Genomic DNA, 24,849 nt, shown 5'->3' with positions numbered 1-24,849 from the left:
AGACCCTATAATCCGTTTATGAACTAATGAGTTTAAATATAAACCATAAAGTCCAAATCAGGAAGGATGATCATCTTGTTGAAACACAGTCTCTACATATCTGCTATATTCATTCTTCTGTTCACCTCAGCTTGCTCATCTACAGGATCGAGTGATCATGAAGCAGCAGAACAACAAAACCAAAAGGTGGAAGCGATAGTTGTTAAAAAAGAGCCGCTGTCTGCTTCTTTTGACCTTTCAGGCACACTACAGCCCTATGAGGATACCTCTGTATCTTTTGAGTTATCCGGACTGATACGCGACACAGTTGTCAATGTGGGAGACTCCGTATCCCAAGGGCAGATATTAACGAAGCTTGATCCATCCAGCTATCAGCTACAACTGGAGCAAGCGAATGCGACTATTTTTGAAGCACAAGCAGGTATCAAAAATGCTACAGCCGCCATTTCAAGCGCAGATGCCTCCATTCAATCCGCCGACGCGAAAAAGATGGCCGCTCAGGCCGGAGTGAATAAAGTGAACAAGGGCGCCCGTGAACAAGAAAAAGCGCAGGTGCGCACCAAAGTGCAAAGAGCACAGTCCGCTTTGACTAAAGCACAGGCTACCGCTGAACGCACCAAGCTCTTATATGACCAGGGAGCTGCAACCAAAAACGATTATGAAAATGCGCAGCTCGCTTTGACCAATGCCACCAAGGACCTGGAGGATGCACAAGAAGCCCTCTCCTTAATACAGGAGGGAGCGACATTAGAAGATCGGCAATCGGCAGCATCCAGTTTACAGCAAGCCCAAGCCGGGAAAGAATCTGCCATCGCCGCGAAGGAACAGGCCGTAGCCTCCAAAGATAACTCTGCTGCGGCATACCAGCAAGCGGTCATTGCCAAAAAGCAGGCCGAGCTTGCCCTCTCCAAGACAGCTTTAAAAGCACCGATTTCCGGCGTTATTCTGGAGAAAAAAGCAACCGTCGGACAATTGGCGAGCGCTGGACAGCCGGTATATCGTATCGGACAAATCGACAGGCTCAAGGTGTTGCTCCCTGTTCCCGATCATGAAATCACGAACTGGAAGCAAGGTCAGATAGTCCAGCTTCAACTGTACGATGAGAACAGAGAAGGAACGGTCAGCAAAATTTATCCGGCCACCAACACCAATACGGGCAGTATCAACGTGGAAGTGATGGTTCCCAACATCCAGCATGATTGGGCCCCCGGACAAGTCGTAAAGGCAGGCCGCCAATTGACCCAAAGTGAGCAAATTTTGCTCCCGGCCAAGGCTGTCATTAATAACGGTACAGATACCTTTGTTTATAAAGTGGTGAACAACAGGGCGGTCAAGACGGTCGTGAATGTCGGTCAAATGTCCAACAACAAGCTCGAAATTACCAAGGGGCTGAATGTCGGGGATCGTGTGGTTACGACCGGAGTAAACCTGATCTATAATGGACTTCCTCTTCAGGTCACGGAGGGAACCAGCAAATGATTGCATATTTTATCCGAAAGAAAAAACTGACCCTCTTTATTTTTATCATGGTGATTGTTGCCGGGCTGTATAGTGTCTCTCAACTTCCCCGGCAGGAAACGCCGGATATTATCAAGAAAACCGCTGTGGTCACGACCCTCTACCCTGGAGCTACACCCCAAAAGGTAGAACAAACGGTCACGAAGCCTTTGGAACAAAAAATGAAAGAAATCAATCATATTAAAAAGATTTCTTCTACATCTGAAAATGGACTTTCGACGATTATCATTGAGACCAAAGGCAATGCCAATGCTAAGGAAGCCTGGGATACATTACGCAAAAAAATAAACGATGCCCAGTCTTCTCTGCCCACAGATGCTCAAAAGCCTGTCGTTAACGATGATTTGAATAAGGTATTTATCCATTCCTACGCCATCACGGGGGACTCTATAGAGCAATTGTATCAACTAAATGATATGGTGAAATCGTGGAAGGATCAATTAAAAACCATTCCCGGTGTATCGGAAGTAACAATTAAGGGATTACCCGATCAAGAGGTTCAAATTCAGATTGATGCTCAAAAGCTACAGCAGTACCATATCAGTTGGGAACAGCTCATGAGTGCAGTGCAGAAGGAAAATGAGCAATATCCGATAGGCAATCTGGATTACAATGAACGTACGTACCGAATGAATGTAACGCAGTCCAAGAATGCTCAGGATTTGAGTAAAGTCATTATTTCCAGAACGGACAGCGGCGCTCCTGTGTATCTCAGTGATGTGGGCACCATATTGCTTACACATAACACCAGCAGCTATATGGCCTTTTTTAACGGTAAACCAGCTATTACACTGACGATTAACGGTAATACCGGCTCTGACGTAGACACGATTTATAGCAAAGTAAATAAAGAGATGCAGTTGTTAAAACCAGATCTGCCTAATACGTTTCAACTGAATACGTTATTTTCACAGACCGAGCGGATTGATCATATTTTTCATGGCTTGACCCGTGAATTGCTGTTTGCCATTGCGGCGGTTGTGATCGTATGTACATTGGGCTTGAATCTGATTACATCCTCTTTTGTGGCACTGGCTATTCCTATTTCAATCGCCATAGGTCTCATTATTCTCCCTATGCTCGGAATAACATTGAATCAGGTTACGGTCATTGGCTTAATTATTGTAATGGGGATTCTAGTCGATGATGCTGTGGTGGTTAATGATAATATTGAGCGCAGGATGATGACCTTGGGTGAGAGTCCCAAGATAGCTGCATTAAATGGAACAAAAGAAGTTTCCATTTCCATTTTGACCGCAACTCTGGCAACTGTAGCCTCCTTTGCCCCGCTGTTCTTTTTATCAGGCGATGCAGGCTCCCTTATAAAACCATTACCGTTTGCTGTTATCTTTACGTTATTGGCTTCCATGCTCATGTCCTTTACCGTCATCCCAATCTTTAGAGAATGGTATGGACAACGAAGTCAAAAAACGCCCAACTCCACCATGAAGCCGCCGGGACTGCTGGGCAAACAAATTGATGCTCTTCGTAACGTATATGTCAGTGAGCTGATTCCCAAAGTCATCAATCGACCTGCATTGTATGCTTCATTAGGATTATTGATTAGTACCACGCTGTACGGTGTACTTGCTCTGATTCCGATCGACCTGTTCCCCAGAACCAACGATCCGGAATTAAGCATTAATGTGCGTATGCCTATAGGTACTTCTATAGAAGAAACCAAGCGGGTCACCGAGGATATTGCCAAATGGGTGAAGCAGCAGCCTCATGTGGAAACGATCAGTTATGCGGCTGGCGGCGACGCCCCCCCGTTGTTTCAAGATATGACCGCTGACGCCAAAACAGGCACAACCGTGGGGCAGATTGCTATTGTTGGGGAAGAAGGTGCATTTGATCCCGATGAAATGGCAGACAAATGGCCCTCCATCTTAAAGGATCGTTATCCGGGTCAATCCATTTCCTTGAAAATAGCCAAAGTGGGGGTGCCTCTCGGTAAGCCGATCTCCATTCGGATTTTAGGCAATGATGTAGATCAGTTGCGTTCGTTGTCACAGCAGTTAAAAGAAGGCATTATGGCTACCAGAGGAACACAGGACATACAAGACAATATGGAAAATGAAGGCTATACGCTGGATTTCCAAATCAATAAACAAGCGATGGATCAATATCAGATTAGCAATAATGATCTGACACGTACACTCTTGTTAATGGGTAATGGCGTGAGCTTTAGCCGATTTGATACGGGGAAAGATTTGATAAATATTAAGCTGAAGCTAAGCCAAACCGATCAAAATCCTGAAATTTTGTTTCAGCAATTGAATGTGACCAATGCCAATGGTGTTCAAATCCCTTTATCTCAATTGGCTGAGTTGAAGCCATCCTTTGCAACACAAAAAATTAACCATTATAATTTAAAGCGTTCGATTACTGTTGAAGCTGAAGTTCACGGGCGTACAGCTTCCGAAGTCATGAAGGATGTCAAGCTTAAATTGCAGGACATTAAATTTCCTCCAGGCTACACTTGGGAAATTGGCGGCGAGATTTCAGGACAAGATGACATTTTATCAGAAATAGGATGGTTATATGTTGTCGTCATACTATTAATCTTCATGCTGATCTTTTTGCAATTTTATTCGTTCTCAACCCCACTTATCATCTTGACTACCGTGTATATGGCGGCTGCGGGTGGATTCCTCGGCTTGTTCATTCTGAACACACCGGTCACTTTTATGGGGGTGCTCGGATTGATGACCTTGGCTGGTATTGTCGTACGGAACGGTATTGTGCTGATCGAGTTTATAGAGGATGCAAGACGCGAAGGGATGGAACTGAAAGAGGCGGTTATTGCAGCGACCAAAGCGCGCTTCCGCCCCATACTGCTTACTTCGCTGACAGCCATTGTCGGTCTGATTCCGATTGCTCTTATTGGGGAACTTATGTTTAGACCTCTGGCGTATACCATTATGTTTGGATTGATGTACTCGACCATTCTTACAATGTTTGTGGTTCCGTCCCTGTATATGGTTATTGCCCGCTGGAAATTAAAAAGACAGAGCAAAAAATTGGGGGTACAATGAAAAAAATAACGAGCGATGATATTATATATGCCGCCCTTTCCCTGTTTTCAGAAAAGGGCTACGATGCCACCTCGGTCGATGAGATTGCCCGCGAAAGCGGGATGGTGAAGGCTTCCTTTTATAAATACTTTCAAAGTAAAGAAGAGTTGCTGCTGGGGACAATCGTCCTGATTGAAAAACTTCTTGATGCAGATATTAAAGAACTTTATTTGAAGCACCAGCTACCTTCCCGTGAAAAGTTGAGACAACTGAATTTGATTGCGCTGGGCCGGATTTATAAGAATAAAGTTCATTTGCTGGTATACTCCGTCCCTTTAATCGGTTCCAAGGAAGAAAAAATCGCACAAGCTATTGACCGTGTTGAACATCATTTATCTAACGTGATGGTTGATTTCTTAATTGATGCTTATGGAGAGTCCATAAATGACTATGCGTACGATATTGGGTTTGTCGTCAAAAGCATTATTATCAATTCCTTCCGAATGAGCGATTCAGAGCTGTCCTGGACGGAACATCAAACACTGGCTGAATTTATCGTCAGCATTACGGATATGCTGGCACAAAGTATGCTGAGCCCTGATGTTCAACATCAAATCATGTGGGGCCGCGATTCCGGATTCCATGAAGATTCTGATCAAATCTGGACCAAAGGAAGACAAATCGCCCATGTGCTTCAACACATGGACGCAGTCTTGAAACAATTCGAATTAGATGAAGCAATCCAGAATGAACATATGCAAATACTAAGCAGGCTACAGGGGGAGCTTTCGGAACAAAACGTGGAAACTGCCCACGTTAAAGCACTCCTCCTTTTTTTGGAGCAGCTACCCGAGTTACAGGAAGACTGTACCAAGCTGAAAGCTATTTTGGAAGTTTAAAAGGTTCAATTTAGCTAAAGATAAAGAGGTCCACTATGGTCAGATACACAGCCATGATGGACCTCTTTCTTCTGTTGCAAATTCCTTCTACGCTCACCGTAATGGCGAATATCCAAGCCGATTCAGCTCCTCCGCAATGACGCGATAGCCGCGACTGTTCGGATGCACCCGATCCAGCGAGAGCAGTTCCCTTTCGTTGCCCTCAAACGCAGGGTAAATGTTCGCCACCCGGTAATTCGGACCGCCCAGCGTAGCGAGAAATGAGTTATATTGGCGCACATATATCCCCGCCTCCCGCACGCCCGGCAAAGGATTATACAACCCCACCATTCGAATGATAAATGGCTCACGCTGGCCGGACTTTATCTGATACAGGGCATGTACGATTTGGCGTACATGTTCTTTCGTGCGGCTCACCGCTTGCGGAATGGACGATGCAGACGAACCGGAGCCTCCAGCAAGGGCGCTGACGTATGGGCGCAGATCATTCCCGCCAATCGTCACCGTTATGAGTTCAGCCGCGCTCAACGCCGACCGAAAGAGCGGATTGTTGCGGATCAAAGACAGCAGTTCCTGCGATGTCAGTCCGTTGATTCCCAAATTCTCGTAACTGACTGGAGTACGAAGACGTGCTTCCGCCATTCGTCGATAGATAGGCACAAATCCGCCAGTCAGCAGCGTCCCGGCACCTGTCGTTAATGAATCTCCTATAGCCGTGTAGTGGTAACCCATTGGAACCCAACTCCCCCGCTAATGCCTTTGCAACCAAAGGCACATCAACTTTTACATGAGAATGATGTCAATTCCCGACATATCATATCTTATGTAAAAAAAGAGACGCAGGACCCGGAGATTCGCTTATTCTTCGTCCATTTCATACACACAATGAAATTGCCCATCCTCGGACAAGTCCTCCGATCCGTATACAGCAAAGCCCACGTTGCGAAAAAAATCTGCCCCTTCCGCATCGGTGTCCACAGTAAGCCGTTTCGGATTACGCTCCTGTATGAGCGTAAGCAGCATACCTCTGGCATATCCTCTATGACGGTTTTCAGGCAACACGGCCAGATGCCGGATTACGATGGTTTCATCCTCCTGCTCCTCAAATCCGACAATACCTACAACAAGTCCTTCATCTTCTACACCGAACAGCTTCCAGTCATCCGAGGTTTGATAGGTACGTAAAGCTGCTTCTCCGCGTTCAGGGTGATCCAGCACGGCGTAGGTTAGCAGCTCCAGCACCTCCTCACGATCTGAATCTGTTTTTATATTTTTAAACATCGTTCGTCGTCTCTCCTTATATCCTGAAATGGGGATTACGCTCTAGTTCTCCAAAATAAGCAACGGCCAGTTATCCAGCCACTGCTTCTCAAATACACGCTGACGAAAGGCCGTGGTGTGGCGGAACAATGGACTTTGGCGTACCCGCATATCCAGCAGATCATTTAATCCATGCGGACAAACGACCTCCATTTGATCCTCGTCATTCAATCTAATCGCTACTGCCGTAGCCGTCTCCGGCCAGCGGCTCATCGCATCCTCTACCGAAGCATAAGGAGCTGTCCCGTTGCGAAGATGCATCCGCGCCTGATTTTTGACAGACCAGTTGCGTCCCGCCTGCTTGCGGTTCAAGGACAGCTCAAGGTGCTCGTCCCGTTCCTCCAGCGTATTTTTCGGATCAAAATAAATAACATCTATATCATTCAAAGGCGTAGGAGTTGTATAACCATGCAGCTTGTCCCACACCCGATTACGTACATAGCCTGCGGCAATACAGCCCTGCGGCAGCCTCAGCTCTCGCACATAGCGCAAGTCTTCCAGTACCTGTGGATCATTCATATATTGTATGATTCGTAGCACATCTTCTTCCGACTTCATCCTGCACTCAGCTCCCTTTTTTATGATGACAGTTGCTGCACGGACTCTCCTCCTTGAGCTGCGATCCGGGCTGTACGCTGCGCCAGACGGCGGCGTGCGACCAGCAGGAATGGAATGCCAATCACGACCGACAGCGCAACCGGAACAAAAATGGCAAGCGGCGCTGTTTGACCATAGGTATCCAGCAGCCAGCCACCAAACAAAGGAGCAAGCACGCTACCCAGATTATTAAAGCCAATCGTACCGAAATAGGTCCCTTTATATTGAGCATCTGCAATTTGGTCAATCAATACGTCCAGCATCGTGAACAACAGCACTTCGCCCACTGTAAACAGCACCATATCCAGTATAAACAACCAGCCCGAATTTAACATACCGCACAGTAACAGGCTGACTGCAATACATATATTTCCTGCAATCAAGGAATTCACCGGGGAAAAACGGCTTGCCAGCCGTACAAGCGGATATTGAAAAGCCAATACACACACCGCGTTGGCTGTAAGCATATATGTAAACCATCGGGTTCCTTCCTCGAAGGATAAGGACAAGAATTGAGGCATCGTAGAATTGGAATGAGCATAACCCATGACGCAAAATACCGTCCCCAGCAAAATCGGCATAAACACCGGATCACGGCTGGCTGTACGGAACGCCTCACCCATCCGTAGTGGAGCCTCTCCCGCCGTTGTCCCTGTACTCAGATCCGATGCATACCGAGCAAATTGGATCAACAGCAACACCCCGTACAGCGCATACACACCAGCCGCCACCATAAACGGTGTACCCGAGGATGCCGATCCTAACATCAAACCAAGCAACGGCCCTGCCACTACACCTACATTAATCGCCGCATATCTCATATTGTAGATGAGCAGTCTTTTTTCCTTGGGGGTTACATCTGATAACAGCGCCCGCGAGGTTGGCTCGAACAAGGATCTGCACAGACCATTCAGAGCATTGATGACAAAAAAGGCCCAAGCCGCTTCAGCCAGCGCAAAAGCCACGAATACAAGCGCCCAACTGGCGATGGACACCAGCATCACTTTACGCCGTCCGATCCGATCGGAAATATAGCCGCCATAAAAGCTGGCAAAAATGCCAACTAATGAACTGACTGATACGATCATCCCTGTATGGAAAGGGGATACCCCCAACCGGGTGGTCAAATAAATGGACAAAAACGGGATACTCATGGATGTCGCCATCCGACCAAATATAGTACCCGCAATAATCGTCCAGGCCAGTGGGTGAATCGAACGCAACTGTTCTTTCATATCTGTTATCTATGTCTCCTTCTCTGCCCTGTCTCCAGAAAAAAACTTGCACACAGCTCTTCCATCTGTGTGCAAGTCTAACAGGGATAATTCCAACGATTACTGACGGATATACCGTTCCAATTCCCTACACGTTGCCTGATAAGCAGACTGAAGTGCAGCCAGCATCTCTTGCGCAGCTTCAAGTCGGTTCTCCCGTGCAAGCTGCTCAATATCGGAAAATAACGTGGACAAACGCCCAATTCCCAGACTCACGCTACCTGATTTCAGCTCGTGAGCAACCTCCACTACTTTTGCTGGCTCGTTCGCGGCAGCCAGTTCAATTAATGTGCTTATTTTTGCAGGTGTATCACTGGTGTACATCTCTACGAGTGAAGCCAGCAGCCCCATGCTGCCATCCTCGTCCAGCATCATAATTTCATGAATAACTTCTTCATCAAGGATAGGCTCGGCATCGGCCTTGGGAAGCCATTGGATAAGCTTTTCAGACAGCCGTTCGATCATAACCGGCTTCGATAGATAATCGTTCACTCCTACCTCCAGGCCCTTCACTCTGTCCTCCTCTGACACATTACCTGTCAAAGAAATGATCGGTACTGGTGGCAGCTTTTCCACCGCTTCACGCTGGCGAATAGCCTTCGCAGCATCAATACCATTCATGATGGGCATATGATGATCCATCAAAATACAAGCATAAGATCGTTGGAAAGTCGCTCTTACGGCCGCTTCTCCATCTTCCGCAAAATCAATATGCTGGAATCCCAAATGACGAAGCTGTAACTCTACCACCTGACGATTGACCCGATTATCCTCAGCTACCAGAATAGCGTGGGAATGACTATGCTCACGCAGACACTCACCAAGCTCTGTCTGCTCGACAGTTTCACGCTCCTTTACTTCGTCTACCTGCTCCGTCCCCTTGACGAGAGGAATCTCAAACCAAAACGAGGAGCCTTGACCTTCCTCACTGACGACTCCAATTTGTCCCTTCATCAGTTCAACGAATGAACTGCATATCCATAGTCCCAGTCCGGTTCCTCCATATTGTGAGGCACTGCCTTCCCCTGCCTGCACATAGGGCTGAAATAACTTGACCTGATCCTCCGGTGAAATTCCGATGCCCGAATCCTGCACCTCAAACCGAACACGCTGGGAACCCTCTGTTTCTTCTACCAACATCGTCCGAACAACTAGCAATCCGTCACTCGTAAATTTATTGGCATTGTTCAGCAGATTGAGCAGAATCTGCATGATCCGTGCCGAATCTCCTTCCAAATGATCTGCTACCCCGGAATCGGTCTCTATACTCAGACGGTTCCCCTTCTGATAGATTTGTGGCTCCAATAACTGGGCAACATGGCTCATAATCGCCTGGACCCTGACGTTTCCGATCTCCAGCTCCATCTGCCCCGCCTCCACCTTGGATATATCCAGCAGGTTATTAATCATGTTCAGCAGCAGAGAGGCCGATTCACGTATGACACTGATCGCCTGCCGTTGATCCGGGGAGAGTTTGGATGAACCCAGCATTTCGATCATCCCGAGTATTCCGTTCATCGGAGTCCTGAATTCATGACTGACCACAGCGAGAAAGGTGCTTTTCAAGTCATTCGCCCGTACCGCTTCTTCCTTTGTCCGCTTTAAAGCCGCATTGCTTTTGGCAAGCTGACGCTGCAAATTGACAAGCTCATTATTCATCGCCGAAAATTCATTCAGCATGTTTTCTTCTTCAGCCTTGCTTTTCACAATCTCATCTGTTAATTGTTCGATCGTTTTCCGCAGGACAGCCATTTCTGCTGCCGGTTCCTTCATATAAAAGGCCCCCCTTTACCGAATGACTCCTGGTTTCGATACAACATCTTATTTAATACAGCTTCACACCCTGGACGACAGCAGGTGTTCTGCAACCTCCAGCGCTTCCTCTGCACCAGGCGCACAACCGTCCGCCCCTACTTCCTGCCACAAGCGTGGATCAAGATTAAAGGGCAAACCACCGACCATAATTCTCACATGGCTTGTAGCGCTATTTTGACGTATTAAAGTAATCAGATCCTTTACCAAATGGACATGGTAAGCCATGGTAGCCGAGATAGCCACCACGTCCGCCTTGTAATTCACAATTTCCTGAAGCAAGCTCCGGTTAGGCACATTAGCTCCCAAATAGTACGTATCCCAACCCTCCATCTCGAATAAATCAGCCAGCATACGCAAGCCAATTTCATGCTGCTCGCTACCCACACAAGCCGCCACGAGACTGCGTCCCGGATGTCCGCTTACGAGCCATCTGGGATACAAAGTAGAGATAATAAATTGAGTAGCCGCTGTGCAGAAATGCTCTTGCCCTATCGTGATTTTACCTTCATGCCACAGACGTCCTATTTCATATTGTGAAATTTGAAATATATATTTATAAATATGCCGAATGGACGTGCCTTCATCCATCAAACGGACGATACAGTCCATAGCCTGTCTGCGGCTGCCTGCGAGCAAGTACTCTAAATATTGACCCACATCAGCCGCTAAAGGATTATCATTCGTAATAAAAGATGTATATTCCTCTCTCTTCCCAATTTGCTGTATCCCTAAATCCAGATTCTCCAGCACCATGCTTTTATCCGGGTGATGAAAATGCTCTTTCAACGTCTCCTGTATCAATCTGAAATTGGTTGTCAAATCCTCTTGTGTTATACCAAAACCTTGCAGGAGCTTTTGTAACCAGGAAACATATTGAGTAAATAGAATAGGGCTATTCACAATTACGCTTTCTGCTAAATAGTTCAAACTATATATTGAATCTTGCTTTGTTTTTTCTTTACCGTTATCCCCAAAACGCTGCAAAAGATCCGGCTGTAATTCGTATTGCTTATTTGTGACTAATTCCGCCAAATTCCCTGCTTGCAGCAATAGCGATTCACCTGCGGTATATTGCTGTATACTCATATACAGCTCCTTCCCCGACAAAGCCATATTTATATCCATAGACGGTAACGGGGGGAATGCATCCGAACGTGACTATTCGTCAATTATACCTGATTTCCGCTTCTACATTAACCCCGTTGCCCAAAATTGCGACAAAAAAAATAAAATACCGGGAAACCGGTATTTTATCTAAAAGCATATTTAGCGCGGATATTCGCAGCTTATTAGTCGTTACTTTTCTGTCCCTCAGCCGTTAGCCCCAGCTTTTTTAGCAGATGAATGACCTGTTCTTTCTCTTCCACAGATAATCCGTCCACTGTCTCCATAATGACACGATGATGCTGTGGAAATATTTGCTCAAAGAAATGACGTCCCTCGTCAGTCAGTTCAGCATAAATCACACGCCGATCATCCTGTGATGCACGCCGGGTAAGCAGCTTTTTTTCTGAAGTTTATCTACGACGTACGTAATATTTCCGCTGGAGATCAGCACCTTTTCACCAATTTTCTGCAAGGGCTGCGGGCCGCGATAATACAACAGATCGAGCACACCAAATTCCGTCGTGTTCAATCCGTGACTATGAATATCCCGATTCGTGCGGGATGTGACCGAATTATAGGCTCGAGCCAGCACAACAAACAAGTTAAGCGCCAAGTCCTGATCATCTGGTTTTACAGACATATTAACAGCCTCCGTTACTCATATCTTTATTCAAAGATATCTTAATTGCAAACTTTTGTCAAGCTCAACCGTTTTATTCCTTTGTTAATAAGGCCTATTATGAGAAAATTACAGTCTATTATGTACAAAAGCCCGTCTCCAACCGGTACCAGAAGCACCGTTCGTGAGAGCAGGGCTTTCATCATTCAATCCCTAACCTCTTTCGTAGAAGCTCGTAAACAACTCGGCCGATAAGCATGCCCAGTACATTCAGGATCACATCATCCACGTCCATCGTGCCTGCGCCGAGCAGCATTTGGGACACTTCAAGAATGACCAGCGCGACCACCACTGTCAGCAGCAAGCTACCTAATCTGCGTAAGGATACCCAAATGATAGGCAGAAGGATGCCAAACGGGACAAATATACCAATATTACCGAGCAAATTGACACCCCACACCCGGAAAGGAAGCGACTGCGCCGCCCTCAGATATCGCCCGATCGTATCCAACGGAACTATATTATACGAATATGGAGGACCCGGTCGTAATGTACGTCCAAAACCAAGAAACATCCAGTATAATAACAGTCCCGTATATAAAATGAATGCCACGAAGGCTACAGTACGAAGCAGACGGACGCTAGGCATCACTTGTTTCGAACATCAATCTGTCCATTGGCCCGTGCGATGATAACCTGGTCCGCCATGTTAATGAACAGTCCGTTATCAACCACACCCGGAATTTGATTCAATCGGATTTCCAGCTCCTGCGGGTTCTCAATGGTTCCGTAATGACAATCGACAATATAATTGCCGTTATCCGTAAGGAAACGCTCACCGTCCTTCATGCGCCATTCAGCCTGGCAGCCTGTCTGCTGTATTGCCTCCAACGTCCATACACTGGCAAAAGGTACGACTTCGACCGGTAATGGAAATGCACCCAGCACCTTCACATCCTTGGACTCGTCCACAATAATGATTAGCCGGTTGCTGTTGCTTTCCACGATTTTCTCTCTCAGTAAAGCTCCGCCTCCGCCCTTCACCAGAACAAGCTGCTCATTCACCTCGTCCGCTCCGTCAATGGTTACATCGAGTCGTCCAATCTGATCAAATGGAACGATGGGAATTCCCAGTTCTCTGGCCTGATCCTCCGAGGCTTGGGAAGTAGCTACAGCCTGTATATGTAAGCCTTGCGCCACACGCTCACCTATTTTTTGAATGGCCCAATAAGCTGTGGAGCCTGTGCCGAGTCCTACTTTCATGCCGTCCTGAATGGCTTCTACTGCTTTTTCAGCTGCTTTTTGCTTCAAATTCATTATCATCTCTCCCGCTATATAGGCTAGTATGGTTCATCATTCATTTTATATGAAAACGTTTTATAAAGACACTGTCAGCTTCTTACCGTAACAAAGACTATTTTCATCCTCTTTATATTCTCCAAATCGTTCAATAGGCTCATATCCCTGCTTCGTATAAAGCGCAATGGCTTCAGGTTGAGCAGCCCCTGTCTCCAGCTTGATTCTTACAGTGCCTCGTTTCCGGGCCTCACCTTCCAGGAAAGCTAACAGACTGACGGCAATACCTTGCCTGCGATAAGAAGAATCGACATAAAATCGTTTAAGCTCCATCTCTTCCGCATCTATAGGCCTAAGCCCACCGCAAGCGACCGGTTTTTCATCCAAATACACAACAGCGAAAATCATCTCTTTAACTTTTGGATTGGAAAAATCAACCAAGTAAATTTCATCAGCAGGATACCTTTCCAGCAAATCCTCATCCAGCCTTTGAATCAATTCATGCAGAACTGCATGATCGCTTTTAACCTTTACAATTGTAAGCTTGGACATTCTCTTCATCCCTCTCCCTATGTCGTGTTTGCTATATTGGCTCATTTTGCAAGGAATACGCAAAAACCGCGGCAAATCAAGCATCTGTAACGCCAAATATGAAAAATGTCCCAAATTGGCAAGTGCATTTGACTCTATTATAAAGTATGATGGTTTCTATTGGATACCTACTTGAAGCCTGAAATGAATTCCAATTTCAAGTTGAAGTATAAAATGGAATATACTGAAATATACACAGGAATTACCCGGTAAAAATTAAATTTTTATTGGGCAAGGTATTCATTTCAAGGGCTTATCGTACGACATATATATAGGGATACATACTTATCTAAAAAAAGGACTAAAGACCTACTAACAAAAATTCAAGGGGTCTATTTCCTTAATTACTATGTTTGTAAGGGGGACTAAATTATCTCATTCGATAAGCGGTTCAACACCATATACAAAAATTACAACCAGGGAGTGGAACATTTTGAAAAAGTGGAGTAGCTTATCTTTCTTCACCAAGAACTTATTATTATCCTTCTTCAACATCGTATTGATCGGGCTAGTCCTCATTGTGTCCAGCTATTTGATCCAGCGTACAATTTTGATAGACCAATTGCATGGGCAAGTGGAAAAAATCACATTAAAGTGGGCTGAGGGAATTAATGTAAATGAAGTAACCCAAGCTGTTCAGGAAAAAAGTTATGATGGTCCCGTTCAGGCAAAACTCCGCGCTTATCTGGATAACATCACAGCGACGAATCCGAATATCTCTCAAGCTTATATCTTCGGAACCGAGCTGGAAGACGGTGACAAAACATCTGTTGTAGCGATGCCTACCACTCTGAGAGAAGCATTCGAAAAAGATAAACTGGGTGTCGGCGGTATGTACAAACAACCCTCTGTAGTCACAGAAGGTGTAAGCCATATGCTGGATACCGGAAAACCGACGTTTACCAGTTTCTATGATGACAGCTTCGGTACGTGGACAACCTTGACGTATCCGCTTAAAGATTCAAGTGGCAAAATCTTTGCATATTTTGCTGTCGATGCAGATGCAGGCGCTGTACCTGCCGGGTTGACCAAGCTGCTGATCAGCGGTGCTACCATTCTGGCTATCTTCCTGCTCATCTGCTTGGCGCTCCAATATTGGGTCGTGAAGCGTACGTTGTCCCCTATTAAACAACTGATGTTCGGTATCAGTGAAGTAAGCCGTGGAAATCTGGACGTTCAGATTCAAGCAGGGCAAGACGATCTGGGCGTTGTGAATAGAAACTTCAACGATATGGTAAGCCATATTAACAGCATTATGACCAAAGTGAAGCTGACAACTGATGAAGTGAATGAATCGGCGAAGGAATTACTCGCAATCTGCGAACAAAACGGAATCAATTCGAACATCATCAATCAGAACATCAATGAAATTACGGGAAATATCCGTTCACAGGAAAAGGCAACGGGCGATAGCGCACGCGCCATGGCTGAAATGGCCTCGGTTATCCAAAATATTGCCGCCAGTTCCGCCACCGTTGCAGAGGAAGCCAATTCGGTAGAGAAGCGTTCTAATGAAGGCAACGAAATCATGGGCAAAGTTTCTTCACAAATGCATTTGATTACCGATACAGTTACGAATACATCCCGTATTATCAAGTTACTGAACGACCGTTCACAGGAAATTGGTAATATCATCGGTACGATTTCAGGCATTTCCAGCCAAACGAACCTGCTTGCCCTGAATGCTTCTATTGAAGCAGCGCGTGTCGGTGAGGAAGGTAAAGGCTTTGCCGTGGTTGCCAGCGAAGTACGCAAGCTGGCAGAACAAACAGCGGATGCAACGAAACAAATCACGCCGCTGATTGAAGAGATTCAAAGTGAAATCGGTCAAGCTGTGAAGTCGATGGAACAAGGTAACGTTGAGGCACAGAGCGGAATCGTCGTAGCCGGACAAGCAGGCGAGCTGTTCAATAACATTCTTCAAGCAACCAAAACGGTGGCATGGCAAATTCAAGAAGTATCCAGCGCTACCGAGGAAATATCCGCCGGTACGCAGGAAATGACGGCGACAGCGGATGAACTTTCTTCCACCGTAAGCAAAACAGCCAACAACAGTGTTCACATTGTGCAAACGGTTGAGGAACAAAAAGCTTCTCTGGATTCCATCATTGAATCGTCCCATAAGCTGTCTTCCATGTCGGAAGAGCTTCAGGAGATTACTTCTTACTTCAAAATTGCAGACCCTAACCGCACCAAATCATAATTTTCATAAGTAAGTCGTTCGGTAGTGCCTCCCTCCTATTCATGCATTTGAAGGGATCGGAGGCATTTACTGACTTTAGCATTCATATTACGACATCATACGTTCAGGAGGTTAGCGTAATGACTTCATTGCTACAAAACAGTATACAAACAGCGCCATCCCCATTCCTGGTTCCTTTGAATTTTGCACGTCTGCAACGCAAGTATACATACTCTGCTTATCAGGTAGAGTTAGAACCATTCATTTCGAAGCTGTTGCATCAGCAAACGTCGGCGGAAGAACAACATGCTTTGCTTCTGTCTGTATATGCAGCATGGCTGTATCGTCTGTCCGCAGAAGAAGAAGTCTCCTTCTCTACTTTGGTGCCTCAATCTGGTATACTTACGGCTTCGCTGACGATGGAAAAGAATACTACTTTCCATGAGCTGGCAGGCTTGTTTCAGGACATGCTCCATAAACCACATGCCTATCTGGCAGACCCGCAGGCTGATACCTCGTTCTCGGCAAATCTGCTGGCAGATGAAGGCGCAGAGCCTCGTATCATGGATTGGGCTGTCATCGAGAGCAACGGCACTTACCAAATCCAGATTCGGTATGATGATTCACTTCTTCTGGAAACAACGGTTGTCCGGTATGCAGAATACTTCGAATTACTACTGCGTGGCGCACTCATCAACAGCCATGCCCTTGTCAATTCGATTGACATCTTATCCGAAGCAGATCGGGCAGCTCATGAAGCCTTAAATAATACAGTTGTGAAGTATCCTGAGCATCAGACCATTCATGGAATGTTCGAGGAAGCCGCTTCGCAGTATCCTGATCGTCCGGCCATCGCTTCCCACGCCGGGGAATATACGTACCGTGAGCTTAATAAACGTGCCAATCAAGTCGCACGTGTGCTGTTGTCCAAAGGTCTTGCCAAGGGCGAATTCGTGACCATCTTCATGGAGCGAAGCCTGGAAACCGTCATTTCCCTGCTTGGTATTCTGAAAGCCGGGGGCGTATATGTACCTGTCGATCCAGCCCATCCAGCCGATCGGAGTAGCTACATCGTCGAGGACACGCGTTCTCCCTTCGTCCTTACCACTTCCGCGCTCGCCGGGCAAGCCGCTGAACTATGCGGATCCATTGAGACGGTAAAAGAAATTTTGGCCATTAACGGGCCTCTGGCAGGCTATGCTGCAAGCAATCCAAACGTTAACGTAGGACCAGATGATCTCGCTTATGTGATCTATACGTCCGGCTCGACAGGCAAGCCGAAAGGGGCCCTGATTGCTCACCGTGGCGTCGTTAACCTGGGGGCTGTCGTACAGCGCGATTGCGACATTACACCTCAGGATGTATTGACTCAATTCGCCACCTATAGCTTTGATGCATCCGTTTGGGATACGATTGGAGCCTTGTTCTACGGTGCCAAGCTGTATCTGCTGTCCTCCGAAGAACGCGTGTCTGTTGAAGAATTCGCAGAAGCCATCGCACGCACAGGCACGACGATCATTACCATCTTGCCAACCGTATTCTTTAATCAGCTGTCCACGTATTTGTCGGACGAGGGCTACCGCAAATTGGCTAAGGTACGAATTGTCACCGTGGCAGGCGAGGCGCTGTACGGCTCACAGGTTCGGGCGTTCCAAAGCAAATTCGGTACAGATACAGACATCGTTAACGTGTATGGACCGACCGAGTGCACCGTAGCGACCACGACCCACCGGGTTCGTGGTGCTGTGCCTGAGCACGTCGTCAACATCCCGATCGGTAAGCCGATCTACAACTACAAAGTCTATATCGTCAACGATGATAACAAGCTATGCCCGATTAACATTCCGGGAGAAGTATGTATTGCTACGCCAGCACTGGCTCATGGCTACCTCCATCAGCCGGAACGGACAGCACAATCGTTTGTGGACAACCCATTTGCTCCGGGTGAAAAAATGTACCGCTCAGGCGATATCGCCAAGCTGCTGCCAGACGGTACGATTGAATACGTAAGCCGGAAGGATTCACAGCTCAAAATCAGGGGCAACCGGATCGAAATCGGAGAGATTGAAGATCATTTCTCCAAGCATCCGGGCGTTCAGGACGTGTCTGTCGTAGCCGTCAAGGATCACACGGATCAAAATATGCTGGTCGGCTATTACACCACTTCGGATGGACAGTCTATTCCGAAAGACGTGATTCAGTCTTATATTGCGGGCAAGCTGCCTTCCTATTTTGTACCGAGCCATGTCGTTCATCTGGAAGCTATGCCGATTTCACCGACTGGCAAGATTGACCGCAAGAAGCTGGCCCTGCTTCCGCTTCCCGAGGTGTCCGACAGCGCCTACGGCGGGGAACCTCTTCGTAAAGGAACAGAAACGCTCATTGCTGAAGCATGGACACAGGTACTTGGCAAAACCAACATCGGCGCAACGGATGACTTCTTCCTGATCGGTGGTGACTCCCTTCGTGTCATTCATGTGCTAGCTATTTTAAAACCGCGTTATGGCGCGTTACGCATTGGAGACTTTTTCCGTTACAAAACCGTTCGCGAGCTTGCTGAATACGTGGAGCAACTGGGTACGGAACAAACGCCGCAACGCAAAGCACTAGCGGTTTCACAAGAAAAAACTGACCTGAATGAACATCCTATCGAGCTGTCGGGCACTGCGAGTGTAGCCGAATTACGCGACATGAATGTTGTTTTATTGACCGGGGCTACGGGTTATCTCGGTTCGCACATTCTGTATGACCTGCTTCAACGGACAGAAGTCAAAGTGTACGCGATGGTACGCCCATCACAGGACGGGCCATCCGGCATCGAGCGTATTGAGGCCGTACTGACAGGATATTTTGGACAAGATGTCTCCGCCTTGATCGAAGGACGGGTCAAAGCCGTGTACGGTGATCTGGAGCAGGCAGACCTTGGCCTCTCTACCGTTGACCGCCATATGCTGGAGCATCAAATTGACGGCATTATTCACAGCGCCGCTGACGTTCGCCATTTTGGTGATTCGGCTGCCTTTGACCGTACGAATGTAACCGGAACACTGGAACTGCTGAAAATTGCTCAGGCCAAGCCAGGTGTATCCTTCCATCATGTCTCAACTATGGGCATACCGGAGGATCTGGCGAATGAAGGACAATGGGAATCCGTATTGGAACTGTCCTCCTTCCCGGACGAGCTACAGGTGGACAACCTGTACACGAACAGTAAGCTCGCAGCGGAAAAGCTGTTGTTCCAAGCGGCTCAGTCAGGCACGCCTGTCTCTATCTACCGTGCAGGTAATTTGACGGCCCACTCGGCTAACGGACGCTTCCAGCGCAATATCGACAGCAACGCTTACTATCGGATGATGAAGGCCATGCTGTTGCTGGGCAAAGCGCCACAGGCTGATTGGCATACGGACTTTACGCCGATTGACTATGCGAGCCGCGCCATTGTAGAGCTGTCTGTGCATCAAAAAAGCGCGAACCGCATTTTCCATATCTGCAATCCGAATCCGCTGCCATATGATGAGCTGATCGCTATGGTCAACCAGCTCGGATATGCAGTAGACACGATGCCTTTTGACGATTATAGCGCTTGGCTGCTGAACCCCTCTTCCGGTATTCAGGAGGACGCGCTGCACCTTGCTATGGGGCAGTTGGAAGGTGATGGAGCCAAGGATTCCGCTTACCGATATGGCTGCCCTGTGACCGCCGCGCTACTGGATCAGGCTGGCGTTAAGTGCCCGACAACCGATCTGGAGTTTATTCGAAATATGATCCAGCATGCGGTAGAGATCGGTTATTTCCCTATCGCGTCATCGGTATCCACAAAAGCAACACAGAGGTAACAAAGTTGTGATATTTTCCCCGCGTGTATTAGGTATGATAGACTAGATTTTGCTAGTTGATATCGGGTTTACATATCCATACTTTTAGAATTTCTGCATGCGGGGGATGTCATTCATATGAAACACGTCATATTCAAAAGAACAATGCTTATTATGAGCATGTTAGCTATTTTAGGGATTTTGGTGTACGAAGCACGCACCATCTACCATCCCCCCTTGTTAAAGGGACTCACCGTACACGCACAGCAAATGCAGATCGACTGGTACGACACTTATTCTCTCTGACACCAACGCCGGATAAAGTATATTACCAGAACAAAGTTATTGTCCTGATGTATCATGAAGTAACCAAAACTCCACCGGATCCCGGCGCTCTCAAGCTCAGCAATTTTACGAAGCAGCTGGATGAAATGAAAGCCAACGGCTTCCACTGGATTACGATGAAAGAATATACGGACTTTATTCTACATAAAGCCAAGGTGCCCGATAATGCTGTACTTATGACCTTCGACGACGGCTATGAATCTTTTTATACAGACACCTTTCCCGTGTTGAAAAAGTACCGTGTACCTGCAACCAATTTTCTCATCACATCCACGATCAGTAATCCCAAGCACATCGGTATTAAGAAGCTGACGTGGGAGCAAATCCAGCACATGCATGCCGAAGGTGTTGATTTCTACAATCACACCAATGATCAGCACGCGTATGGATACACAAATGTAGCACGCTCCAAGGAAAAACCGCTTCTCATGGACCCGGTATATTCGAAAAAGCTGGGGCGTATGGAAACCGAGGACGAATTCAAGCAACGGGTTTACAACGATTTGGACACCGCCGACAAGAAGCTGTTCAAGTATCTTCACAATGATCGCAACGTCCTTGCCTTTCCGTATGGAGGATATACCAAGGAAACGCTGGAAATTTGCCGCGCCTTGGGCATTGACGTTACCTTCACGGTGAAGCGTGGCATTAACTCACCTGGACAAACGAATGGCTATCGCGTTAATGCAGGTGGGATACACAATATTCCGGAAGTATTGGTGCAATACATGAAGGAAGGCGCTCCGGAACGACCGTTGCCGTTTGCCCAAGGTCCTAACAAAGCGTCCTAAACTTTGGAATAAGTAAGAACCTTCAAAACCATCTATAGCGTGGTTTTGAAGGTTCTTTTGCTGATTTTGAAGATGATGAGCTTATGATTAGAGCCAGAGACGAATGGCCGCAATAGCAGCCAGATGCACCGGATAAAAGCTGCGCCACAACCAGCGCGGTACCCGGCTATAAAATCTGCTCTCCCCGGATGCAAAGCATGCGATAAGAATGGTGGACAGCAGGCTAAAATGCTGGAGATTCGCGTGATGCACCATATCATATAAGACGTTCAGCGCAAAATGCGCCGCAACCATCATATAGGAGCGGGTATAGCGGTAAATGAGGACGAGCAGCAGTCCATAGGCTCCGTAATCCATCAGGCTAAGCTCCATGACCAGAGCTGTGAGCACATATAATCCTGTTATAGCCACCCAATTCTTCAATCGCGACGCAGCAGCCAGCGCCAGCAACGAGATCAACAGCGTCCAGACCACGTTTGGTCTATACACATCAAACGCCAGCATATAGGGCACCTGAGAAATCAGGGCGATTCCGAGCAAGCGGAGCATATAACCTCGCATATTACGAGTGCGGGCATACCCCATATACAGCGCATATGCATAGATTGGAAAAGCAAGCCTGCCGGCAATTCTCCAGGCCGGATCAGTCGGAAAAAATACAAGTCCAACATGATCAATCAGCATGGTCAGCATGGCCAACCAGTACATATAAGGCCCCCTTTTTCTTCTTTTACGTCTTCTCTTCCGTCAAGCTCAAAATAGCGTTCATGATATCCGTTTTGGTAACCCGGCCCACCAATCCATTGGTTTGAATGAAGGAGGTCTCCATACACTGCTCATCCATGACCGGAAGGCAATTGACCTGATGACGAACGAGCCTGGATATCGCCTCCAGCAGAGAATCGCCCGGAGTGAGTGTCGTCATTTGGGCGCGTCGCGTCATTGCCATCGTTACCGGAACAGCGTGAAGATCGGTATGCCCCAGCGTCACCTTCAGCAGATCCTTGCGAGTAACAATTCCGATCAGCTCCTGATCCTCTCCTGTGACCATCAGCGTACCGGTATTTTGCTGAAATAACATCAGTACCGCATCGTAAGCCGTAGCGTCACCAGAAATTAAAATCGGATCACTGAGCACATCAGCCACAGTCAGCTTTTTGAGCATGGTGCCAACATGACTGTCGTATTTAGGGTAACGGCCTGGCAGATATCCTACCTTCGGCTTGGCGTCTATCAGACCGAGCATGACGAGCAGCGCAAGATCGGAACGGAGGGTCGGTCGCGTCAACCCCAACTCCTCAGCAATTTTATCCCCCGTAACAGGCGCCAGGCGCTGGACAATATCAACAATTTCCCGCTGTCTTTCAGACAGTTGAATAATGATTACCTCCTTATAGAATGGGGTAGTATACATTATAGATGAGCATAGATCGGTAAATTTCCGCATTTTCCGACAATTCATCAAATTTTAATCAAAGACAGCTTGTTTTCAATTTTAAAATGTGTCACAATTGAGTATGTAATACATACTAATTATAAGTTTAACGTGTGCAATATGCTATCTTTTATTTGGCTGATGTACATGGTGTGTGATATGTATTATGAATTTTAAAAAACCTGAGGAGGAAATCAAATGAAATTTTTCTTGGATACTGGTAACATTGAAGAAATCAAACGTATTGAACGTTTGGGTCTGGTTGATGGTGTAACAACGAACCCTTCGCTGATCGCTAAGGAAGGTCGGGTGTTCAAGGAAGTCATTCAGGAGATTTGCGGTATCGTGGAAGGTCCCGTGAGTGCTGAGGTCATTGGCTTGAAAGCCGAGGATATGCTCAAGGAAGCTTATGAGATTGCCAAATGGGCACCGAACGTTGTTATTAAGCTGCCTATGACTGAAGACGGTTTGTATGCTTGTAACGAACTGACCAAAAACGGGATTAAAACGAATGTAACGCTGATTTTCTCCGCGGCTCAAGGTTTGATGGCTGCCAAAGCTGGCGCTACTTTTATCAGCCCGTTCGTAGGACGTCTGGATGATATCGCTGTTGACGGTATGAAGCTGATTCGTGAACTGAGACAGATTTTGGACATTCATGGTCTGAAAGCCGAAATCATTGCAGCCTCCATCCGTAACATCAAGCATGTGGAAGATGCTGCTCTGTCTGGTGCGCATATTGCCACCATTCCTGGCTCCCTGCTCCCTTCCCTGTGGAAACACCCGCTGACTGACAGCGGTATTGAACGCTTCCTGAAGGACTGGGAAACTGTACCTAAAGCCTAATTCGCCCGAAACGGCAAAACTATATTGCTTTAAACCCGAACAGCCCGCATATTGCGGGCTGTTTTTTCGTCCGTATTATTTTCTCTCCATATTTCGCAAGTCTGCCAAAGGCCGCGTCAAGTTTCTCCAGCGTTCAGGCACATCCTCACCATGATCCACGTAAACCGATTTCAGATAGCTAGACATATGGTTAACCCGATCCTCTACCAAGACCTCTCGTATGTCGGATGGCTTAACAGGCACGAAATTATTCCGTACCACCTGGAAGCGGTCTAGAGGTAAAAACATGTCCAGACTTTTCTTGTAGGAACAATGGGCCGGAAAACGTGGCGAGCTTCCTGAATCATATTTGGTGAGCTTCACTGCGGAAGCATGCCCGGATATCAAGGAATACGCGTCCAATTCCAGAACGGCAAACCTTTCCTCCGGTTCTCTTCGTGAATAGGTATTCATCATTTTCTGACAATCCTTTAACGTGGGCCAAAAAAATACATGCCGATCCAGCGCCTCCCTAAATTGCTCCTGTGTGATTGCAGCATCTATCATCTGGTCAGGAATCCGCAGATGGGCATTTATAGTGATATCATACCCCTCATAATCTACTTGTACCGCCTTTACGCGGCGTTCCCCTGCAATGTGGTGATTGATTTGGTAACTGGACAATATAGCGTCGAAATAAGCAATCATTGATACATTACATACTCGTGTAAAATGAAATAAGGATTTCCTGTTTTTGGCTTTGGTGATGGCAGTTACAATCGCATTATCCATGAGTTCTCTCCCCTCTCCAATGAAATCCAGTTCAAAGTAAACGGTGAATAAAGTACAACTTTTTTTGACAAAACAACTTGTTTTACATATAATTGTTTTAACAATTAATTTACTTTTGAATTAATTTATGTACGGAAAACAGAAAGGAGCTACTCATGAATAACCTGCCCCCGGATTGCTCCATCGGCATGCTGCTCGGCATTACCCACCGCAAGATGAGCCAGCAGCTTATGCATCGCCTTAAATCTTATGATATTTCCCCTGAGCAATGGTCGGTTCTGTATCAAATCTACCAGGCAGAAGGTCTGAATCAGAAGGAAATTGCAGCTAAGGCGGTTAAGGACCAGCCAACTACGACCCGAATTATTGATTTGTTGGACAAAAAGGGTTGGGTGCAACGTGTGAATAGCCCACAGGACCGTCGAGCGTATTTGCTTCATTTGACTGAAGCCGGACGACTGCTCGTGGAGGAAACTCTTCCGGTCGAGCGCGGCGCCAACCACGATTTTGTGAATGGAATTTCCCCTGCTGATCTGGAGCAGTTCCGTCAAACTCTTTTACAAGTCCACGCTAACCTGACTCAATCGGAAAAACAAGGAGAGAACGACTAA

The 24,849-nt window shown here is 46.8% G+C and carries 19 protein-coding genes and 2 pseudogenes; 8 read left to right on the top strand and 13 right to left on the bottom strand.

Translation table 11 applies throughout. The features are described from left to right. Nucleotides 1-66: 66 nt before the first annotated feature. The 3 genes from QMK20_RS09830 to QMK20_RS09820 are packed head-to-tail and all read left to right on the top strand — an operon-like array spanning nucleotide 67 to nucleotide 5,434. The gene (locus tag QMK20_RS09830) at nucleotides 67-1,479 is read left to right on the top strand and encodes an efflux RND transporter periplasmic adaptor subunit (protein ID WP_404580039.1); all 1,413 of its coding nucleotides are present in this window, start codon (nucleotides 67-69) and stop codon (nucleotides 1,477-1,479) included. Beyond that, nucleotides 1,476-4,556, top strand: coding sequence for an efflux RND transporter permease subunit (locus QMK20_RS09825; RefSeq protein ID WP_283655567.1), 3,081 nt, complete (start codon nucleotides 1,476-1,478; stop codon nucleotides 4,554-4,556). The genes QMK20_RS09830 and QMK20_RS09825 overlap by 4 nt, the downstream gene beginning before the upstream one ends. Next, a complete protein-coding gene (locus QMK20_RS09820) occupies nucleotides 4,553-5,434 on the top strand; it encodes a TetR/AcrR family transcriptional regulator (RefSeq protein WP_283655566.1) in 882 nt (293 codons plus the stop codon). The genes QMK20_RS09825 and QMK20_RS09820 overlap by 4 nt, the downstream gene beginning before the upstream one ends. Before the next feature lie 93 nt (nucleotides 5,435-5,527). Here the strand turns inward: QMK20_RS09820 and QMK20_RS09815 are convergent, their stop codons facing one another. From QMK20_RS09815 to QMK20_RS09770, 10 genes and pseudogenes are all read right to left on the bottom strand, one after another. Beyond that, nucleotides 5,528-6,166, bottom strand: coding sequence for a GDSL-type esterase/lipase family protein (locus QMK20_RS09815; protein WP_283655565.1), 639 nt, complete (start codon nucleotides 6,164-6,166; stop codon nucleotides 5,528-5,530). 126 nt (nucleotides 6,167-6,292) lie between these two features. Further along, nucleotides 6,293-6,715 carry a GNAT family N-acetyltransferase gene (locus tag QMK20_RS09810; RefSeq protein WP_283655564.1) on the bottom strand — a complete coding sequence of 141 codons (423 nt, stop codon included), beginning with the start codon at nucleotides 6,713-6,715 and terminating at the stop codon, nucleotides 6,293-6,295. A gap of 42 nt (nucleotides 6,716-6,757) precedes the next feature. Next, nucleotides 6,758-7,312, bottom strand: coding sequence for a nucleotidyltransferase family protein (locus QMK20_RS09805; RefSeq protein WP_283655563.1), 555 nt, complete (start codon nucleotides 7,310-7,312; stop codon nucleotides 6,758-6,760). A 20-nt stretch (nucleotides 7,313-7,332) separates the two neighbouring features. Continuing rightward, nucleotides 7,333-8,586: an MDR family MFS transporter gene (locus QMK20_RS09800; protein WP_283655562.1), complete on the bottom strand. Its 1,254-nt coding sequence runs from the start codon at nucleotides 8,584-8,586 to the stop codon at nucleotides 7,333-7,335. A 99-nt stretch (nucleotides 8,587-8,685) separates the two neighbouring features. After that, nucleotides 8,686-10,398 carry an ATP-binding protein gene (locus QMK20_RS09795; RefSeq protein ID WP_283655561.1) on the bottom strand — a complete coding sequence of 571 codons (1,713 nt, stop codon included), beginning with the start codon at nucleotides 10,396-10,398 and terminating at the stop codon, nucleotides 8,686-8,688. Between the two features lie 63 nt (nucleotides 10,399-10,461). Then, nucleotides 10,462-11,526 carry a cobalamin-dependent protein gene (locus tag QMK20_RS09790; protein WP_283655560.1) on the bottom strand — a complete coding sequence of 355 codons (1,065 nt, stop codon included), beginning with the start codon at nucleotides 11,524-11,526 and terminating at the stop codon, nucleotides 10,462-10,464. 203 nt (nucleotides 11,527-11,729) lie between these two features. Beyond that, nucleotides 11,730-12,187: pseudogene (locus QMK20_RS09785) on the bottom strand (MarR family winged helix-turn-helix transcriptional regulator). Nucleotides 12,188-12,368: 181 nt separating this feature from the next. Then, complete coding sequence (locus QMK20_RS09780) at nucleotides 12,369-12,815, bottom strand: VanZ family protein (RefSeq protein ID WP_283656239.1); 447 nt, start codon at nucleotides 12,813-12,815, stop codon at nucleotides 12,369-12,371. Beyond that, on the bottom strand, nucleotides 12,815-13,483 hold the full coding sequence (gene rpiA, locus QMK20_RS09775) for a ribose-5-phosphate isomerase RpiA (protein WP_044648509.1): 669 nt from the start codon (nucleotides 13,481-13,483) through the stop codon (nucleotides 12,815-12,817). Before rpiA ends, QMK20_RS09780 begins: the two co-directional genes overlap by 1 nt. A 60-nt stretch (nucleotides 13,484-13,543) precedes the next feature. Further along, the gene (locus QMK20_RS09770; RefSeq protein WP_283655559.1) at nucleotides 13,544-14,014 is read right to left on the bottom strand and encodes a GNAT family N-acetyltransferase; all 471 of its coding nucleotides are present in this window, start codon (nucleotides 14,012-14,014) and stop codon (nucleotides 13,544-13,546) included. A 472-nt stretch (nucleotides 14,015-14,486) separates the two neighbouring features. Between QMK20_RS09770 and QMK20_RS09765 the strand changes: the two genes are divergently transcribed. From QMK20_RS09765 to QMK20_RS09750, 3 genes and pseudogenes are all read left to right on the top strand, one after another. Next, the gene (locus QMK20_RS09765) at nucleotides 14,487-16,256 is read left to right on the top strand and encodes a methyl-accepting chemotaxis protein (protein WP_283655558.1); all 1,770 of its coding nucleotides are present in this window, start codon (nucleotides 14,487-14,489) and stop codon (nucleotides 16,254-16,256) included. Nucleotides 16,257-16,375: 119 nt separating this feature from the next. Continuing rightward, a complete protein-coding gene (locus QMK20_RS09760) occupies nucleotides 16,376-20,071 on the top strand; it encodes a non-ribosomal peptide synthetase family protein (protein ID WP_283655557.1) in 3,696 nt (1,231 codons plus the stop codon). A gap of 117 nt (nucleotides 20,072-20,188) precedes the next feature. Continuing rightward, nucleotides 20,189-21,186, top strand: a pseudogene (locus QMK20_RS09750) (polysaccharide deacetylase family protein). 87 nt (nucleotides 21,187-21,273) lie between these two features. Here the strand turns inward: QMK20_RS09750 and QMK20_RS09745 are convergent. After that, nucleotides 21,274-21,894, bottom strand: coding sequence for a TraX family protein (locus QMK20_RS09745; RefSeq protein WP_283655554.1), 621 nt, complete (start codon nucleotides 21,892-21,894; stop codon nucleotides 21,274-21,276). 22 nt (nucleotides 21,895-21,916) lie between these two features. Continuing rightward, the gene (locus QMK20_RS09740) at nucleotides 21,917-22,633 is read right to left on the bottom strand and encodes a CBS domain-containing protein (RefSeq protein ID WP_349361932.1); all 717 of its coding nucleotides are present in this window, start codon (nucleotides 22,631-22,633) and stop codon (nucleotides 21,917-21,919) included. A 186-nt stretch (nucleotides 22,634-22,819) separates the two neighbouring features. Between QMK20_RS09740 and fsa the strand changes: the two genes are divergently transcribed. Beyond that, complete coding sequence (gene fsa / locus QMK20_RS09735; protein WP_044646942.1) at nucleotides 22,820-23,467, top strand: fructose-6-phosphate aldolase; 648 nt, start codon at nucleotides 22,820-22,822, stop codon at nucleotides 23,465-23,467. Between the two features lie 75 nt (nucleotides 23,468-23,542). On the opposite strand, the gene QMK20_RS09730 is transcribed toward fsa, so the two are convergent. Then, nucleotides 23,543-24,238, bottom strand: a complete 696-nt coding sequence (locus tag QMK20_RS09730; protein WP_283655553.1) for a DUF7002 family protein — start codon at nucleotides 24,236-24,238, stop codon at nucleotides 23,543-23,545. Between the two features lie 155 nt (nucleotides 24,239-24,393). Here QMK20_RS09730 and QMK20_RS09725 point away from each other — a divergent pair, with 155 nt between their 5' ends. Beyond that, nucleotides 24,394-24,849, top strand: coding sequence for a MarR family winged helix-turn-helix transcriptional regulator (locus QMK20_RS09725; RefSeq protein WP_283655552.1), 456 nt, complete (start codon nucleotides 24,394-24,396; stop codon nucleotides 24,847-24,849).

The organism is Paenibacillus sp. RC334, from assembly GCF_030034735.1.
GTDB lineage: Bacteria > Bacillota > Bacilli > Paenibacillales > Paenibacillaceae > Paenibacillus > Paenibacillus terrae_A.
Note: the sequence above shows the minus strand (reverse complement) of the source record. Positions and strands in the feature narration are given on the sequence as shown.